This is a genomic window from Bacillus sp. FSL W8-0640 (assembly GCF_038007725.1).
Taxonomy (GTDB): Bacteria; Bacillota; Bacilli; order Bacillales; family Bacillaceae_G; genus Bacillus_A; species Bacillus_A cereus.
This window is the reverse complement of the sequence record NZ_JBBOXT010000002.1, coordinates 69,779-88,554: the sequence shown is the minus strand read 5'-3', so window position 1 is coordinate 88,554 and position 18,776 is coordinate 69,779. Positions and strand designations below refer to the sequence as shown.

Here is an 18,776-nt window from a genome sequence, read left to right as displayed (position 1 = left end):
TGTAATGTTAATTGATAGCGGATTATATCGAAGTAGAGCACAATAACGAAGGAGCAAACGGAGCATAGGAGGATAAGATTATGAGTAAACCAGTAGTAAATGTTAAAAACGTCCAAAAAGTATACGGTAAAAAGGAGGAGAACCAATCTCATGCATTAAAAGGTGTTTCATTTTCAATTCGAGAGGGCGAATTTGTTGGAATTATGGGACCATCGGGCTCAGGAAAAACAACATTATTAAATGTAATATCAACATTAGATAACGCAACGGGCGGTACAGTTGAAATTGCAGGTACAGATATTACAAAAATGAAGCAAGGAGAACTTTCTGATTTCCGTTCTCAAAAATTAGGATTCATTTTCCAAGACTTTAACTTGTTAGAGAACCTATCAATTTATGAAAACATTGCTCTACCACTTTCACTTCAAGGTGTTTCATCACGTAAAATTGGACCAAAAGTAGAAAAAGTAGCAAAGATGTTAGGAATTTCAGAAATACTTCAAAAATACCCATCAGAAGTATCTGGTGGACAAAAGCAGCGTTCAGCTGCAGCGCGTGCGCTTGTACATGAGCCAGCAATTATTTTAGGAGACGAGCCAACAGGAGCGCTTGATTCTAAAAATGCAACAAGTCTATTAGATGCAATGAAAAGCTTAAATGAAGAACAAGATGTTTCTATTATGATGGTTACACATGATCCATTTAGTGCGAGTTACTGTCAACGTATTTTATTCATTCAAGACGGAGAGCTATTTAAGGAACTTCATCGTACAACTGATCGTGAAATATTCTATAAAGAAATTTTAAATGTACTGGCAGACTTAGGTACACAAACAGCATAAAAACGGAGATGAAACCATGTTATTCAAACTATCTATGTCAGGTCTAAAAAGTAAGTTTAAAGATTATATTGTCTTACTTGTTGGCCTTATCATGTCAATTTCTATTTTTTATATGTTCCAAACGCTAGCACTGAATGAATCTTTTCTTAAAGAAGGTTCTACACTTGGCCCTATTGTTTTCGTCTTTTATGCAGGTTCAATCTTACTAACGATTATTACCATCTTCTATATTTTATATGCGAATTCTTTCTTATTATCACTCCGTCAAAAAGAGTTCGGTATGTATATGATGTTAGGCGCAAATAAACATAAGGTGACAATGCTTATGTTTATTGAAACAGTTGTGTTAGGGATTGCATCTCTTGTAGTCGGGATTACGGTGGGTATAGGCCTTTCACAAGGGGTTGGTCAGTTACTGATGAAACAGCTTGATTTTACTGCCAGTGGTTATCAAGCACTTTATATTCCATCAGTAAATGTTACTTGTCTTTTCTTTTTTGTATTATTTGTTTTTTCAGCGATTATAAATAGTTTTAAACTATCACGTATTACCGTCCTGCAACTTGTTCATGCGGGTTCTAAGACAGAATGTACATCTGTAGGAGGAGCGAAAGCAGTTGTTATTGCAGTCCTAGCAATTATTTTGTTAGCAATTGGCTATGCTTCTATGATTTACATGGATAAGTTAAAGCAAAGTGGAATTATTATCGCTTTAATCACAGTAACATCAGGAACTTACATGTTATTTGGAACATTCCTACCGCTTATTATTAAAAAATTAAAGGGTAATAAAAAACGTAGTGAAAAAGGACTGAATGCCTTTACTTTTGCACAGTTAAACTTCCGTATTAATAGCCTAACTAAAGTACTAGCAACAGTCACAATGTTAGTAGCTCTGGGGGCTGGAGCGATCGCTGGGGGTATGGCGTTTAAAAATAATGTTATGCTTTCAGTAAACGGTTTTAATCATTATGATGTAGTGATTCATAATCCAAACAAAGAAGAAAAGAAAATTTTAGATGGTATTATATTTAAAGAGAAAAATGAATATCATTACAAAACAGATGATAAATTTGTTTACTATTTAAAAGAAGACTTAGATAAAAATCGCCCGCTTGTACGAGACGGCGAAGGACAAGAAAATGCAGGTAAATTCAAACGTATTTCTGAAGAGCTTCCAGTAGGAGCGATTTCAGGAACAAATGTAGAACAAGGGCCTGATGTAAAAGAGATGCCACAAATGTGGAATGAGGGATTCCGTATAATTGAACCTGAGTATGTTCACCCTGATCATACCATTAAAATTGTAAATCAAAAAATGTATGATAGCCTACAAGGAGAAGAAGGCATGGTATTAATTGGGGAATCTGATGATTTTGTAACACATACAAAAGAATGGAAAAAACTTGACGAGTTACAACTAGTTAAATATAAAAATGTAAAAGATGAGTTGCATTTATTCAGTAAGTACTCTGGGTATTCTATAATTTACGGTATCTCAAGTGGAACTGTATTTATGGGGTTCTTCTTAGGCATTGCTTTCTTAGCGATGATGGCAAGTTGTTTAATGTTTAAAGTTCTATCTGGGGCATCCAACGATATTACACGTTATCAAATGCTTCGTAAAATTGGTGTTCGCCGTGAATTATTAACGATATCAATCTATAAAGAGTTATTCTTAGTATTCTTATTTCCAGCAATGGTTGGTATTGTCCACGTATTAGTTGGTATGAATATGTTTTCGTATTTCTTAATTAATCCATACTACCGTGTATGGATTCCAATCGTTATTTTTGTAGTTATTTACGCGAGTTACTACTTTATTACAGTTCAATTGTATAAAGGAATTGTTCTTCCAAAAAAAGATTAAAATTTCAAAATGAAGCTGTCCTAAAGGTTTGTTGAATAACATCCCTTTTTGGACAGCTTTTTCAGTTCTGGTGAAAATATAAAGTGAGGAATAAAAAGAACGGAAAAATTTTTAATAAAGATATACTTCTTATTATAGAGAATAGTTTCAAACATCCGTCACCCAAGATTTCAAAATATACTAAAACAAATTTTTCTCTCTTTTATTTACAAATTTAATCTTTCTAATATGCAAAGTAAATATTAACTTTTTCTTATTCTTTTTAATATTTATCATATTGTGAATTAGCTTTCATCATTCCTTCGTTAACAGAGATTATATCTTTAAAAGCTTGTTGTTTTTTTTGAATATGCTCTGCAACTTTCATAATTATAGGCATAATATGTTCTATTACTTGTTGTCTTTGTTCTTCCTTCAAACATATGAGCCAGTAATTGAATTGTTCTTGCTTCTTTTGAAACTCTTCTTCTGACATTTTTAAATCACCAAGTTCATATATAGCATGTACAAATTCTTTATAGACTCTCTCATTCATGTCAACACCTCCTTCATAACGTAAACTCATTATTAGGATTTTTAAATATTAAAGCCGTTCTTCAAAATTTTTATCTATTTTCCATCCTATTTCAACCATGATTTCATTGTGTTCATTTGGGTATTAAGTAATGCGTAAGCAATTCCTAATCTTTGATATTTATGAATATGTTCATCCTGTTTTTGGTTATTATGGTAGTCAATATAGTGAAACTTTGTATCTAAATCATTTAAACGTGAATTTATGTTTTTAATTCTTTCACTAATAATGCTATCATCTCCAAATAGTTCCTCAAATGATTTTCCAATCGTATGCCCCAATCCATCGGAACTAATGAAAAATCGTTTTGCTGACTCTGGCTGTTCTTCAAAAGCTTTTGTTAACTTCTTATCATTTATTACCATTGTTCCGTCATCTTTTAAATGAATACCATAAGTAGATAAGGTATTACCATCTTGCGAAAATCCGACTACGTTCCGCATTGCTCGATAAATATCATTCATAATTGCATGTCCATTTAAAGCTCCCATTGCCCCTGTAAAATCATCGAAGGAAGAAGCAACTTGATTGTAATCTGTGACTAGTTTTTTTACTAGTTTAGTCGCTTCTGATATACCCGAACTATTTACTGTGAATTTTAATTCGCTACCTTTGACGTTAGTATTCTTTGTACTGATCTCTGATTCTTTTAGTAATTCAATCTCTAAACCAGGAAGTGGCGTAATTAAGTTAGTAGCACTTGACTCTTCAATACCATTTAGGTAATATTTTGCATCTTTTGCTGTATTAATGGTATTTAGCATTAACTTTTGCTTTTCATTACCACCTTCATCTATAGGGCTAGTTTTTACTTCTGTATAAAATAACTTTCTAAATAAATCTGATGTACCATCTATTAATTCAATTTTATTTTCTGCACCAACTTTTTTAGAATTCATAAAAATTTTATCGCCATGTGTATAAGCAGTTACTTCATATTCTCCACCATTGATTTGATTAATTAAATCTTTATACGTCATATCACTTGTTACTATTAAATCCTTATCTCTAATTTTCAAAGTATCATTCACATTCAACTTTTCATCAAGATTAATAGGATTTGAAGCGATTTGGTGATGCTCAGCAAGTTGCTTTACTCTTATATTAAACGTTCCGTCAATTGCATTGTGATTCGCTTTCACTTTAATATAACCATCTTGTGAAATTGTTACTTTTTTCTCATTGCCTTTAAAATTGGCTAAATTATTTAGAGTCTGTGCAAAAGGACTAAACTCTGATTTTAAACTTACATATACTTGCTTATCTTTTAAGAGTTCACTTTTGGTATTTGAGTATTGTTCATTGTTGAAATCAGACTTTTGGTTTCCTGCTTTTTGTATTTTTGAATTAGATATTACATTACTAGGAATACCCCAGAGGTGTGGTCTACCCATAAAACTTGTATATTTTGTTCCAACCATTTCTAAACTCATTCCTTTTCAATTTATTTTTAGATGTATTTTCATTGTAATTGTAAATACATCTAAAAATAGATTGATAATATACAACTTATAATTGTGAAGTATTCACACTGTTTTTATGTGCAGTATAATTATTAGATATTAAATTAGAGCCTATAAAGGATTGGGAATAGATATGTACCGTATCTTCAATCGTTATATTTTTATTCCTGTGGCGTGCCCAATACTTTTAGTGGTTAATAAAAGCTAAATTAGTTAATCATTATCCTTTATATCTAATCGATATCCTATTTTGCTTACCACTTTAATTGCCTTTCTAACTCCTAAAATATCAATTTTTTTATTTACACGTATAATATTTTTATATAAGGTATTTTTACTCACGGATTCTCCATTCGTCGAAATTGCAGATGATAACGCGTTATGTGTTACAGTACGTGGATATTGCAAAAAAAGGAGCTCTATAATAATTCTTTCATTATTTGTTAAAGTAACTTGCTTTGATTTAAATTGTAGCTGTAAACGCTCTGGATAGAATTTCAATCCTTTTATCTCTATAATGCGTTCTAATGGATTTAGAATATATTCACCATACGTTCGACATAAATATCTTTTTATTTTTGTTACTATTACTTTACAATTAAAAGGAGGAATTATACAATCATCTGCACCGTTTTCAATGGCTTGAATTTGTTCTTTTTCATTTTTACAATTAGAAAAAAATATAATTGGACAAGTAAATCTAGACCGAATTTTCTGTAGCCAATAAAAACCATCCAATACAGGTAATTTTGCGCCTAATAATATTAGGTGCGGATCTAAAGTGTTTAAGTACTTCATAACTTTTTCAAAGTTTTTAACAGTTATTACTTCACAAGGCTCTTGTTCTAAATAAGTTTTTAATGTAGATGTGAAGTTCACATTACCATCAACAATTAAAATTTTATACATATGCGAATTTCCTCCTAAGATATATTCTCACATATAACTTTTACTCTTTTTAAACCTCATCATGATTACTTTTTATTTAAATGGGGCTTTCTATGAAGAGGATTATAATAGAGATTTTACTCATTAAGAAAATATGGTAATTATGATTCCGTCATAATTTTGTTTGATACTAACTATTTTAGTTTTTATGAATTTGTTTTATATTTATCTGTCATCTTTATTATTGAACTGATAGTGCTGGTTGATTGCTAAACTTATTATGTTATAAATTCAATCCAACACCCATTAAACAATCTTTTATTGTGTATTTTTTAAATAGAAAAATACATTTTTACTTAAAAAAGCTATTTTTATAAAAGAGAGAAAGAGAGATAGATACTATAATATAAGAACCTATAGTATCTATCTCTTTTCTTTATTTTACTTTTAATTTTTCTTTTACTTTTGCAGGTAAATCATCTTTCTCTACTTCTTCCCAGGATTTTACACCCTTTTCTTCAGAATAGTATACAAGTAAGAATGCTTCTTTACGAAGATTCTTTTGTGTTTTGAATTCTAATTCCTTTTCTTGACCATCTTTATCAAACCCAGGTAATTTATATGTAAATTCCTTTCCCATTACTTCACCCTCAATAGATTTTGCAACTCCTTCTTTTCCATCTATAGTGATTTGAACATAATATTTTTCTGTGCCGATACGATTTAAATTACAACCAACTAACATACTACTAAATACAGTTAAAATACTTAAAAGTACTATGATTTTTTTCAATTGATTCACCTCATATTTTTATACCTATATTAATCCCTTATTTTCAATTAAGAAATCCATAAACATTACATAAACATTACATTTTTGTAAGATAACAATTATTGCATATGAGTTATGATTTACATTATCTTGCATGACTCACTCCATATAACTTTCAAATCTACAAATATGTAGAGTTAATAAATCATTACTAAATAAACAATGTAAATTCTTTAAATGGAAGATTCACGTATCTCATGTTATTTAAGGATGGGAATAGAATTGATTTAATGCTTATTCCTATTGAGGGAAAAATGAGTGTTGTTCTGAAGATGGATTAACAATTATTCTGTTAGATAAAGATGAAACTATGCCTAAACTAGCCCGACCAACAGATGAAGGATATTGGGTTAAAAAATCATCCGCTGCCTGTTTTGCTGATTGTTGTAATGAATTTTGGTGAATCTCGACTAATGTAGCTAAGGGGTTATGAAGAGAAGAAATACTGTATGCTTATGAAAACTTAAATAGTGTAAGAGAAATGCTATCTGGTAAAAGAAAACGATTAAATGAAGATACAAAGAATAAACTTGATAAGTGGATAGAGAGGCAAGAGGTAGTTAATTTGTTGTAGATTATGATTTAATATATAAAGGCGATTGTAAAGCTATCTATTTTTGTTTATCAGTTAGGTTATAGTTATCAAAATAAAGTCAAACATATTAGTGTAAAAGAATGAATTGATTTAGATAGTCTTTTAATTTTTTAGGTGCGAATGTATAGCAAACATGAAACTCCTAGTACATTCGCACCTAGAATTCTCATAATGTATGATGGGGATTTATGATTTTTATACAAAATACTTTACTAAATAAAAATATTTTTATATTTTTGAATAGAATTAACGTATTTGTGATTGATTTTGAGCACAAATCGGTGTCGCACCTCATATAGGTGCGTGGATTGAAATTAAAATTGTAATATATTTACATTTATGAAAATCGGTCGCACCTCATATAGGTGCGTGGATTGAAATGAAAAAACGCTTGATGACTTAATGCGTGATGAAGTAATAAAGGAATGGCAGTACCAAACACCGATTGATGAGGGAAAATGTTCTGGGCGTAACTGGCTTGCGAATTATTGGTTAAACCTTAAAGTAACAGTTACACCTACTGATGAATTAGTATCGTTACAGCAAGAGCTTTTACAAAAGAAAAAAATCACTCCTAAGAATAAATTGATGGAAACAGTGGTAAAAGACCCAGTAATAGAAGTACAGGATATGGGGACAGAAGAAATTCATACACCTCAATTAGAACAGCAACAGGTAAATAGGGATATTAATTGGTATCAGCAGAAGATTCTCCAATATAAAGAAGAAAATAAGTGTAGTTTAAGAGATATTGCAAAAGAAATAGAGAGATCACCATCTAATCTTTCAAAACTGTTAACAGGCAAAAGAAAAAGATTAAGGGAAGAAACACATAATAAGTTAGATAAACGGATTGAGCGTAAAGAGGTAGTTAATCTGTTGTAAATTTTGGTTTAATATAAATAAAAAAGAGTTATTGGAAATAAACGAAAAGTGTATGTTTCCAATAGCTCTTTTTTTGATTATCCAGTTACATTGATTAAAAATAGTATTTTTATTAAGATCATAATGTATTTATTAATTCGTCAAATGTAATTTTTACTTCTCCCTTAAAAGATTCACACGCCTGTTGTACAGAGATAATAAAGTTGTTATAAAAACGCCAGTCATGTTATTCAACAATCGGGCCATTTTGTAGAACAAAACCTTTTAAGAAAATTGGACCAGAGACAGAGACTGTTATAGAAACTATGGCAATGCATATTCCTTTACACGCGGAATATTTAAAATGTTATCATATTCACCTCCATTAGGGAGGGTATCTGTGAGACTGTCATATAATATGTAGTTCACCTAAACATGGACCAAAACACACCAAGTTTATCTACAGAGTGGGTTTGTATTTTTCGTAAACGTAATATTTTTTTGTTTAATCTCATTATTATCCTTTAGGATAGACACATACTTCTGGTCTCATCACAACTCCCAAACTACCTACTAACTCTTTGCAATCTCCAAATCTGTGATTAAGTGATACTTCTATTGCAGCAAATTCATGTTGTTCTAAACTCTCATCCAATTGTATATTCAAGTGTAACCCCCGGCCCTTCCCCTTTTCTAGCTCTATCGTAAGAGTTACTGATGGACCTGTATTAGTTAGGGTTTTTCCAGTATTGTCGAGTAACTGTACCCGTAAAGAATCTAAACGTAATCGTGGAGTTGCTTTCAATTCCAATGCCAAGGTTTCCATTTCACGTTCATACATTGGCCGTACAACTACTTCGAAGATTCCACTCTCAGAAAGTGGGTTTGAAGCTTCAAAAGGAAGATGTAAAATATTTTTTGGTTTTACCGTCATTGCTATCAAATTGTGTTGCGCCCAGTGTCGGTCATTAATTGGATCCATATTAGAACCGGGTTTGTCTAAATCATGAGTAACAAGCGCAAATAGGCAAACGTGCGTGGATGAGGTCCCTAGGGTCCCTGTCATAACAGGTGTAGTTACCACTCCCCCTCGTGGAGGGACAGGAACAGACCTTGCTCCGAAAAGCTTTGGCTTCGAAATTCCCCCTATGACAGGCTCTGCCCAATATACGAGTACTGTCGCTAAAGAAGTCGTGTTACCAGGACCAGAGTTACCGACATCAACCCAAACTTCCAACGGCTGCCCTGGAACATAAGGATTTGAGTGTATTCCCTCACAAAGCCAAGAAATAACACCATTCGGCAATGGACGAATACTGCCATTATCCCCAGGGTCTCCTGGAAACAATGGTTTTGTCCAATAAGGAATAAATAGGAACGGCCGTGTATCAACAGGATCATGCTTTAAATCTGGATTATTTATCATCATGCTCTCTCCTTTCTTTTTTATTGATCTGTATATTTTAGTAAATCAACGTCTACAGGATCGTTGTTAATGGATCCAATTGTTCTCCAACATAAATGCTTAAAACCTCGATCAGCATCCAGATCCAAATTGGCACTGTCACTTGAGTTATATGCCATCTGAATCCACAATGGGATTGCGACCTTTACTGCAACTGATTCAGGCCCAGCCAATACTTCGGGTGTTGAGCCAGCTTGGTACGGTGATGCCTCTCGCAAAGGATTTTCAGATGGTGTTGAAGGGTACAGATGGTACCGTCTTTCTGGCTCATTTTCTGGCCGGTGCGGCCAATTGGTATCTAGTTGGGATAAACTTAAAAACTGTTTGAATAGTGGTTGGTTTAATAACGTGTTAGGATAAACGAGCCCCATGGTTGCCAGGTAATTATAAGCGCTGTTAAGGGCTTCCCAAAGTGAAACATGTAACTCGTAAAAAAAGTTTACAAGATGAGATGCCTGATCTGTAGAAACAAATGCAGTTAGCCCAGCACTTGTCATCTGGGGATCTTCTACAGTAGGTGGATCCCTTGTATCAGGAGGATCCTTCTTAAATAAATCTGGAATTAAATTAACAAGTGTATCTATATAATTGCAGTTATTCCCTTTAGCCCATTCTACAACACATTTGATAAATGCTACCACTAGATAGATGCCAACTAAGATTGCTATTATTATAAAAGCACCGCAATTATCTCCGCTTGTTTGTTGACTGTCGTCCCGCCCAGGTTGTTGACTCCCCGGCTGATTTGGACCGAAAGTTATACCAACACCACCACCTTTGGTTCCTGCTACACCCGCCGCTTGTGGCCGTAAAGTTGGTGGTGGATTTTGCGGATCACCATAAAGTTTTTCTATCCATGTTTGTGATGGTAAATCTGGGATTTCCGGCATTACAAATTTGTCAAGTAGTTCCAAGTGTTTAACCAAACGTTGATAGCCTTTCTGTAGGTCGGGAACAGGCTGCAATTGTGATTCATCAAAGGTAATAGCAAGAGCCTTTTTTAATTGTGATAGGATCTCTGGTGGAAGCGAAGGATGCGCCGGATGTCCGAATCGTAATCGGAGGGACATGTTATTCAATGTACCGATGCCAGGATGATGAGCACCTAACCAACTTCCCACCGCATTACGTGCCAAACGGTCACGATAGCGATGACTCCTCCTAGGACCCCCAACAGCATGTACTAAATACGAAGAACCTGCCACGTTTCCTCCATAACTCGATAACACACCGAATGCAAAGGAGCGTGTCTTAGTATCGATACCTAGCTTAGTAATATTTCGTACAAAAGCGTCGGTACGCCGACCTAATGTTAGGTTAGACCAATCCCATAAATGGACAGGTTTGTCCATTTGACGTGGGTGAGGTGGGAGATGAGGAAAGGAATCAAGATCATTTTTTAGCTGAAAAATTTCACTTTGTATTTTATCCAATGTCTTAGCCCACTGCTGAGCACTCATAGCTGCGTTATTAAATATTGCTGCAGAGTCAGATTCTTGCGTATGCCCCCTAGGTTTTTAAATAAATCTAGTCCACGCTTCCATAAGTCAGCAGCTCTCTCTAATAAAGAAATCTCTGTCCCGTCAGATGCGGCATGTGCAATCAAGTGGTGGACAAAGGACCCCAACAGTGCGTAATCTTCTGCCGTAGAAATATCTGTGAGTATTTGAGTTTGTTTAGCTGATAGTGTCGGATCATTAAAGTTTTCAGCTGAAAGATATTGTCGTAACTGCTCTAATATCACTGCATTAGCTTGGTAATCAATCATAAAAACCCTCCTTTTGTTTCCTAAACTAGACTCTCCCTTATAGCCTTTTATTATTCAAAGTAAGTATGTTACTTTAGTATCTAAGATTTCCCTTTATCAAATCGAATGTAAGCCTGAGTAACAATTTAAGGATTGGGTTTTCGTTTTACGTTTTTTTGTAAGTATCTACGAGTGGATATAAATTCCAATATGAAATATAATTCAAAATATGATGATATATCATCTAAAATAATGCAAGGTGTACCTCTAGATGGGAAATTTTCACGTGGGGAGTAATTAAAATGAATAAAAAAACAAAAGAGACTATTTATGCAATAGCTAAGGGGACTGCAGGTACTGTCCCGGTAGCAGGACCAATACTTTCAGAACTATTTGGAGTTGCCTTTGCAGATCCTGCGAGTAAGAGAAGAACTGAAATTTTGGAAGAGATGGATCATAGGATACATGCACTTGAGCAAAAAGGTTTTAATATAAGTGAATTAGCTGATAATCAAGAGTTCCTAACAGTTGCCATGTAAGCATATTCAATAGTTTTAAAAACACATCAAAAGGATAAACGAGTAGCATTAATGAATTCAATTTCCAATACGCCCGAATTGGGGATAGAAGAAAATGAAAAGTTAATGTTTTTAAATTATATAGACCAATTTAATGAATGGTATTTGAAAATATTATCATTTCTAAATTCTCCAGAATCTTACTTTACAGCTGGAAATAGACCTAACCTTTTCTCAGGAGGAAAAGCTACCATTTTAGTTTTAGCATTTCCTGAATTAGGAGACAGACGTGATTTTTATGACCAAATAGCCAGAGATTTGAAAAATAGAGATTTAATTATTTATGATACGCTTCATGATACATTTAGTGAAATAGGAATGTGGCAATCGGGTACAACAGAAATTGGAAAAAGATTTTTAGAGTTTATTTCAGAATAATCTAAGCAAGGGTCTATAGCTTAGGATCTAATAATTATTTTTATAAATATAGTTATAGAAGAATTTGTTTTTATTTTTAAAACGGATTCTTCTATGTTTACTAGTGAAAGACTATCTATTTTATAAATTAGTATTATGCTAGCTGTTAGAACACATCCTTTGCGAGTATATTAAATAAGCACCCAAATACGCTAAGTACAGCAGTTTTCTCATCATAGAAAAGTATTATAAAAAATAGAAGAAAAGCCAATAAATATCCTTAATAATATCTAGTTATATATTAAAAGGTGAACACAAATAAAGAGAAGAATAATTAAAGTATTTGTGAGTTAGCAAAATAAAAGAATTTTTAGTATTCAATATTTTTAAGAGTGTTATATCATAAAAAAAGATCAAACGATGATATAAAGAATAAACTTGATAGGTGGATAGAGAGACAATATGTAGTGAATTTTATTGTAAATTACGACTCCATATATTAAGGGTATAATGAAACTATACATTTTTGTTAATCAGTTCGGTAATAGCTATGAAAATAAGGTCGAACATATTGGTATAAAAGAATAAGTTGATTTAGAAATCTCTTTAATTTATTAGGTGCGAATGTATAGCAAACATAAAATTCCTATTACATTCGCACCTAGAATTCTCATGCTTTATGATGGGGATTTATGATTTTTTATACAAATTCCTTTATTAAATAAAAACATTTATATATTTTTGGATAAAACTAACGTATTTGTGGTTGATTTCGAACACAAATCGGTGTCGCACCTTATATAGGTGCGTGGATTGAAATACTACTACATATATGAACACATTTCAGGGAGGTTGTCGCACCTTATATAGGTGCGTGGATTGAAATATATCCCCAACCTAATTGCAACCTACTATAAAAGGGTCGCACCTTATATAGGTGCGTGGATTGAAATTCCTTCAAAAGCTTGGTGAGAATACATACTTACAGTCGCACCTTATATAGGTGCGTGGATTGAAATCACTTGTAAAAGCCCAACTCAACATCAACTCTAAAGTCGCACCTCATATAGGTGTGTGGATTGAAATTACCTCGGGTTTATATTTATCTGGAACGCTCATAGTCGCACCTTATATGGGTGCGTGGATTGAAATACAACCCTTCCACTTCTTGGCCTGGCTGCCAAACGTCGCACCTTATATAGGTGCATGGATTGAAATGGGTATCTTATCGCTATGACGGTCAAATAAACCCAGTCGCACCTCATATAGGTGTGTGGATTGAAATATGCCAATCGGTGTCCAAGCGGACTTCACTAACATCGCACCTGAAACAGGTGCGTGGATTGAAATTAGTAATGCTCTGGCTTTAAAACGCTCTGCAGTTTAGTAGATACTCAACTGGAAGTATCTACATCTGCAGTATCTAACAAACATGTAAAAAATATAAAATGGAGGGAGATTGAATGACGTACATTGCTCATATACGCGAGAGTGACAGTCAAGTACAAACAGTCGAAGAGCATTTATTAGGAGTAAAAGAACTAGCTGAAACCTATGGAGAAAAAATTGGTATAAAACATTTAGCTGGTTTAGCAGGTATGCTCCATGATATGGGTAAATACACCAATGAGTTTAAAGAATATATATTGGAAGCAGTAAATAATCCTAATTCTCCACCTAAAAGGGGGAGTGTTGATCATTCAACTGCAGGGGGGAAATTGTTATATCAATTATTCCATACAGAAAATATTATTCCTTACAAAGGGATAATATCTGAGATAGTGGGAAATGCCATTATTTCTCACCACGGATACCTTCAAGATTTTTTAAATCCAGATTTAGAATCGCCCTATTTAAATAGAGTGCGAGATAAGCAATTAAGAGGATTTGATGCTACACAACAATTCTTTTTTAAACATGTTATGAAAGAGAAAGATTTTCATGAGTATGTTGACAAAGCTACTGTAGAACTAGAAAGTTTCCTACTTAAAGAATCCCCAGAAAATGCTGAAAAACAATTAATGTTTTTAACTAAATTCATCTTTAGTACATTAATTGATGCCGATAGAACAAACACCCGATTATTTGAAGAAGAAAAAAGTGTAGAATCCGTAATAAATCCTGATGAGTTATTTGAGAAATATTACGAGAGACTCATGATAAAAATCAATTCTTTCAAAAAACAGCAGAATGCAAATACCCCTATTAACATGTTGAGAGCAGACATGTCAGATCAGTGTGATCAGTTCGCTGAGAGGCCATCAGGAATATATACGTTATCTATTCCAACTGGCGGTGGTAAAACATTAGCAAGCTTAAGATATGCACTAAAACATGCAAAAACCCATAATAAAAAACGAATTATTTATGTTGTACCTTTTACAACAATTATCGAACAAAATGCGGAAGAGGTTCGAAGAATATTAGAGGATGAAGAAAATATTTTAGAACATCATTCAAATATAGTTGAAGAAGTGAATGAGCATGATGAAAATGAAGACGGTATGGTTAGCATACAACAAAAATTAAAATTAGCTAAAGATAATTGGGATTCTCCTATTATTTTTACAACCATGGTGCAGTTTCTAAATGTGTTTTACGCAAAGGGAAATAGAAATACTAGAAGACTCCATAATTTAAGTGAGGCAATTATTATTTTTGATGAAGTGCAAAAAGTTCCTGTTTCATGTGTTTCATTATTTAATCAAGCATTGAATTTTTTAAAAATATATACTCGTTCCAGTATAGTCCTCTGCACTGCTACTCAACCTGCTTTGGACTTTGTAGAACAAAAATTAGACATAAATATGGATGCTGAAATGATTAATAACCTTGATCATGTAATTGAAGCATTTAAAAGGGTGAAAATCATTGATCAAGCAACTAATGAAATCTTTAATAAAGATAAACTCAAAACATTTATACATACAAAAATAGAGGAAGTACAAAGTATCCTCATTATTCTAAATACAAAATCAGTTGTGAGAGATTTATATACACAATTACAGAGTCAAGGATTAAATATCCCTATTTATCATTTAAGCACAACAATGTGTGCAGCACATCGACATAAAATTTTAGAAGAAGTTAGAGAATGTCTCAAAGAAGGAAGAAAAATCATTTGCATCAGCACACAGTTAATCGAAGCAGGTGTAGATGTAAGTTTTGAGTGTGTTGTTCGCTCTTTATCAGGGTTAGATTCTATAGCGCAAGCTGCAGGAAGATGTAATCGCCACGGGGAAAAGGGCATACAGAATGTCTATGTGATTGATTATGAAGAGGAAAACTTAAGTCATTTAAAGGAAATTAAAATTGGAAAGAAAATAACTAAGAAAATCCTTATGGATTTAAAACGTAACGATAAAATACATGGAGGACATATTTTATCAAGAGAGGCAATGAAGAGATATTTTAAAGAATATTATAGAGAATTTGAATCTGATCTAGATTATTTTATTCCAAAACTAAAAAAGAACATGACTGAGTTATTATCCGTACCAAGAATAGAAAATAGCTATCGTCGAGCATATATTCATAAACATGATAAAAAAGATATTCCATTATTTATTATAAATAGCTACCAGACAGCGGCCAAACATTTTAACGTCATTGATGATATAACCACTTCAGTTATTGTCCCATATGAAGAAGGAAAGGATATTATCGCAGAATTAAATAGCAATAACTCCATTGAGGATTTGAGTCGATTATTACGAAAGGCACAACAGTATACAGTTAACTTATTCAACTATGAAAAAGAAAAATTGATAATAAACGATGGACTCGTATACTATCTTGATGGGAAAATTCTAGCCTTGAAGGAAAGTGCTTATAATGATGAATATGGTTTGAATGTACTTAATGAGAGCGATTTTAAGACAGCTATATTTTAAACCCTATCTTTGTTTGAGATAGGGTTGCTAATCCATGTTTTTATACCACATCAAAAGAATTCTTAAATTTCATATAATATATAATCGCTAAATATTGATATAGTTACATAGGAGGAGTATCATTAATTTACTAGAAAAATATAGAAAATGAAAAAGGAGGAAGAATCTTTGCGGAATTCTATTGAATTTGAGGTTTTTGGTGATTACGCACTTTTCACAGATCCTTTGATGAAAATGGGAGGAGAAAAGTTAACTTACCAAGTACCAACTTATCAAGCTATCAAAGGGATTGTTGAATCAATCTACTGGAAGCCAACTCTTCTTATGATTGTAGATAAAATAAGAATTATGAATGCAATCAAAATGGAATCAAAAGGTATTCGTCCAATTGAATATGGTGGTGGAAATACACTCGCAAATTACACATATTTAAAGAATGTAAGATACCAAGTTCAGGCTCATTTTATCTTTAATCCTCATCGACCTGATTTAGCTTTTGATCGTAATGAATATAAGCATCATAACATCTTAAAACGTTCACTTAAAGTTGGAGGACGGCGAGACATTTTTTTAGGAACGAGAGAATGCCAAGGATATGTGGAGCCTTGTGTTTTTGGCGAAGGAGAAGGCTTTTACGATAATTATGGTGGAGATATTCATTTAGGCACAATGGTTCATGGGCTTAATTATCCTGATGAAACAGGTAGGAATGAATTAGAAGTTCGATTATGGAATCCGGTAATGAGAGATGGAATTATTCAATTCATCCGACCAGAAGAATGTACAAAAATCCGTAAAATATCCAAGATGGAGCCAAAGATTTTTGACAGTTCAAACGTTGAATCAGTTGATGAGCTTATAAAACAATTAGAAGAAGGAGGTGAATAAATGAGTTGGCTATTGAATTTGTATGAGACCTATCAATCAAATTTAGATCGAGTCGGTAAAATTGGAAAAAAATATAATGGCCAAGAATATACATTGCTACCTATTTCACACACTACTCAGTCAGCAAATATTGAAGTTTTAATTACAGAAGAAGGCGAGTTCCATTCAGCAACAGCCATAGATAAGAGCGACGCCAATACATTGATCCCTTGTACAGAAGACTCTGCAAGTAGGTCTGGTACCGGAGCGTATAAAGTTCCCCATCCATTACATGATAAATTAACTTACGTTGCAGGTGATTTTGGTGAATACGGCGGCAGTAAAAAAGAAGAGGAGTCATTTGGCTATTATATCGAACAGCTAAGGAATTGGGTAGAATCCCCATATACTACAGATAAATTAAAAAGCATTTACAAATACTTAAGAAAAAAACAATTAGTGAAAGACTTGGTAGAAACCAAAATATTATGGCTTGATGAAAACCAAAAGCTGATTGGAAAATGGGATAAAAAAGTTGAAGTTTTTCTGGGGAACAAGCCCGAAATCTTTACAGTGCTTCCAGCTGGCCAAGAAGCTGCGTTTGTTAGATTTACTGTGTATTCTCCAAATAAGATGCTATCAAAGGTATGGCAAGACAAAGAAATACATAACTCTTTTATTAATTTCTATGATGGCCTCCTAGATAATGAAGATTACTGCTATGTTACAGGGGAAATAAAACCGAGTACTGATAAACATGCGAAAAAGATTAGAAATGCCAGTGATCAAGCAAAGTTAATCTCTTCAAATGATTTAAGAGGTTTCACATTTAGAGGAAGATTTACTACGTCAAATGAAGTAGCGAATATTAGCTATGATGTGTCCCAAAAAGCACATAATGCATTGAAATGGCTTATTAACAAGCAAGGGAAAATTATCGATCAACGTGTATTTCTTGTATGGGGCAATGATGCAGAAGATGTTCCAGATATTGTAGAGGATAGTTACAATATATTTTCAATGGATATAAGAGGAACTAAAAAGCGAGAAATAAAATCCTATACACATGAACAATTTGCCAATGAAGTTGCTAAGGCAATTGATGGTTATAAAAATAATTTATCTTCCAGTGAAAATGTAAATATTCTCTTGCTTGATTCAGCGACGACAGGCAGATTAGCAGTTCTTTACTATCGTAATATGGATAAAAACCTTTATTTAAATAAATTAAAGAATTGGCATTCTACATGTGTCTGGGAGCATGGTTACCGTAAAAATGCAGATAATGAATTTGTTAAATTTTATGGGGCACCGTCAACCAGAGATATTGCATTTGCTGCTTATGGGCCAAAAGCAAACGAAAAAGTAGTTAAGAGTTTGATGGAGCGTATGCTTCCTTGCATTATAGATGAGAGAAAAATCCCTTTCGACATTGTTAGAAGTGCCTTTCAGCGTGCATCAAACCCTCTATCAATGGAAAAATGGGAATGGGAAAAAACATTAAGTATTACATGTGCATTAATTAATACAATGGAGGGATATCAATTGGTATTAGATAAGGAAAATAATAATAGAGATTATCTCTTCGGACGCCTTCTAGCGGTTGCGGATGTTTTGGAAAGAAAGGCATTAAATAATGGTGACCAACGAGCTACAAATGCTAGGAGATATATGAATTCTTTTTCTCAACATCCGGAAAGAACATGGAGGACCATTCAAGGGGCCCTACAACCGTATCAAGCACGTTTAGGGGAGAAAGTTTGGTATTATAACAAATTAATTGATGAGATTGGCTCAATGATAAAAATTGAAGATTTTAATAATAAACCACTGTCTGGAAAATACTTGTTAGGCTTTTATAGTCAACGGCATGAATTGTATCAAAAAAAAGAAAAAAATGTTTCACTAAATGATGCAGTAAATATTGGAGAGGAGAATTAA

General features: G+C 33.2%; 15 protein-coding genes, 1 pseudogene and 1 CRISPR repeat array. Of the genes and pseudogenes, 9 read left to right on the top strand and 7 right to left on the bottom strand.

Going from position 1 to position 18,776, the window contains the following annotated elements; all coding sequences use genetic code 11:
• Nucleotides 1-80: 80 nt before the first annotated feature.
• Nucleotides 81-842, top strand: a complete 762-nt coding sequence (locus N2V80_RS27720) for an ABC transporter ATP-binding protein (protein WP_061655503.1) — start codon at nt 81-83, stop codon at nt 840-842.
• 16 nt (nt 843-858) lie between these two features.
• The gene (locus N2V80_RS27715) at nt 859-2,712 is read left to right on the top strand and encodes an FtsX-like permease family protein (RefSeq protein WP_061655502.1); all 1,854 of its coding nucleotides are present in this window, start codon (nt 859-861) and stop codon (nt 2,710-2,712) included.
• A gap of 262 nt (nt 2,713-2,974) precedes the next feature.
• Here N2V80_RS27715 and N2V80_RS27710 read toward each other — a convergent pair whose 3' ends face one another.
• The 4 genes from N2V80_RS27710 to N2V80_RS27695 form a co-directional block, all read right to left on the bottom strand.
• Nucleotides 2,975-3,247 carry a hypothetical protein gene (locus tag N2V80_RS27710; RefSeq protein WP_061655501.1) on the bottom strand — a complete coding sequence of 91 codons (273 nt, stop codon included), beginning with the start codon at nt 3,245-3,247 and terminating at the stop codon, nt 2,975-2,977.
• Between the two features lie 86 nt (nt 3,248-3,333).
• Complete coding sequence (locus N2V80_RS27705; protein ID WP_340980991.1) at nt 3,334-4,719, bottom strand: flagellar hook-associated protein 2; 1,386 nt, start codon at nt 4,717-4,719, stop codon at nt 3,334-3,336.
• Nucleotides 4,720-4,962: 243 nt separating this feature from the next.
• On the bottom strand, nt 4,963-5,658 hold the full coding sequence (locus N2V80_RS27700; protein ID WP_061655499.1) for a response regulator transcription factor: 696 nt from the start codon (nt 5,656-5,658) through the stop codon (nt 4,963-4,965).
• Between the two features lie 415 nt (nt 5,659-6,073).
• Nucleotides 6,074-6,430 (bottom strand): YxeA family protein, encoded by a 357-nt coding sequence (locus N2V80_RS27695; RefSeq protein WP_061655498.1) that lies wholly within the window; start codon nt 6,428-6,430, stop codon nt 6,074-6,076.
• A gap of 212 nt (nt 6,431-6,642) precedes the next feature.
• Here N2V80_RS27695 and N2V80_RS27690 point away from each other — a divergent pair.
• Both N2V80_RS27690 and N2V80_RS27685 read left to right on the top strand, forming a co-directional pair.
• Nucleotides 6,643-6,899 (top strand): annotated as a pseudogene (locus tag N2V80_RS27690) (aminoglycoside 6-adenylyltransferase); the annotation flags it as partial.
• A gap of 567 nt (nt 6,900-7,466) precedes the next feature.
• Nucleotides 7,467-7,949, top strand: coding sequence for a hypothetical protein (locus tag N2V80_RS27685; RefSeq protein ID WP_061655497.1), 483 nt, complete (start codon nt 7,467-7,469; stop codon nt 7,947-7,949).
• Nucleotides 7,950-8,445: 496 nt separating this feature from the next.
• Here N2V80_RS27685 and N2V80_RS27680 read toward each other — a convergent pair whose 3' ends face one another.
• Genes N2V80_RS27680 through N2V80_RS27670 form a run of 3 tightly spaced genes read right to left on the bottom strand, consistent with a single transcriptional unit; the run spans nt 8,446 to nt 11,161 of the window.
• Nucleotides 8,446-9,354 carry a hypothetical protein gene (locus tag N2V80_RS27680; protein WP_061655496.1) on the bottom strand — a complete coding sequence of 303 codons (909 nt, stop codon included), beginning with the start codon at nt 9,352-9,354 and terminating at the stop codon, nt 8,446-8,448.
• A gap of 20 nt (nt 9,355-9,374) precedes the next feature.
• Nucleotides 9,375-10,826: a hypothetical protein gene (locus N2V80_RS27675; RefSeq protein ID WP_154695890.1), complete on the bottom strand. Its 1,452-nt coding sequence runs from the start codon at nt 10,824-10,826 to the stop codon at nt 9,375-9,377.
• Nucleotides 10,827-10,849: 23 nt separating this feature from the next.
• Nucleotides 10,850-11,161 (bottom strand): hypothetical protein, encoded by a 312-nt coding sequence (locus N2V80_RS27670; protein ID WP_061655494.1) that lies wholly within the window; start codon nt 11,159-11,161, stop codon nt 10,850-10,852.
• Between the two features lie 281 nt (nt 11,162-11,442).
• Between N2V80_RS27670 and N2V80_RS27665 the strand changes: the two genes are divergently transcribed.
• The 5 genes from N2V80_RS27665 to cas8c all read left to right on the top strand — a co-directional run bounded on the left by N2V80_RS27665 (nt 11,443) and on the right by cas8c (nt 18,776).
• Nucleotides 11,443-11,679 (top strand): hypothetical protein, encoded by a 237-nt coding sequence (locus tag N2V80_RS27665; protein WP_253859369.1) that lies wholly within the window; start codon nt 11,443-11,445, stop codon nt 11,677-11,679.
• Between the two features lie 78 nt (nt 11,680-11,757).
• On the top strand, nt 11,758-12,096 hold the full coding sequence (locus tag N2V80_RS27660; protein ID WP_340980988.1) for a hypothetical protein: 339 nt from the start codon (nt 11,758-11,760) through the stop codon (nt 12,094-12,096).
• 767 nt (nt 12,097-12,863) lie between these two features.
• Nucleotides 12,864-13,425: direct repeats of the CRISPR family, unit length 32 nt; unit sequence GTCGCACCTTATATAGGTGCGTGGATTGAAAT.
• A 113-nt stretch (nt 13,426-13,538) separates the two neighbouring features.
• Nucleotides 13,539-15,968: a CRISPR-associated helicase/endonuclease Cas3 gene (locus tag N2V80_RS27650; RefSeq protein WP_061655492.1), complete on the top strand. Its 2,430-nt coding sequence runs from the start codon at nt 13,539-13,541 to the stop codon at nt 15,966-15,968.
• Nucleotides 15,969-16,136: 168 nt separating this feature from the next.
• Nucleotides 16,137-16,856, top strand: a complete 720-nt coding sequence (gene cas5c, locus N2V80_RS27645; RefSeq protein ID WP_033667568.1) for a type I-C CRISPR-associated protein Cas5c — start codon at nt 16,137-16,139, stop codon at nt 16,854-16,856.
• A complete protein-coding gene (gene cas8c / locus N2V80_RS27640; protein ID WP_061655491.1) occupies nt 16,857-18,776 on the top strand; it encodes a type I-C CRISPR-associated protein Cas8c/Csd1 in 1,920 nt (639 codons plus the stop codon).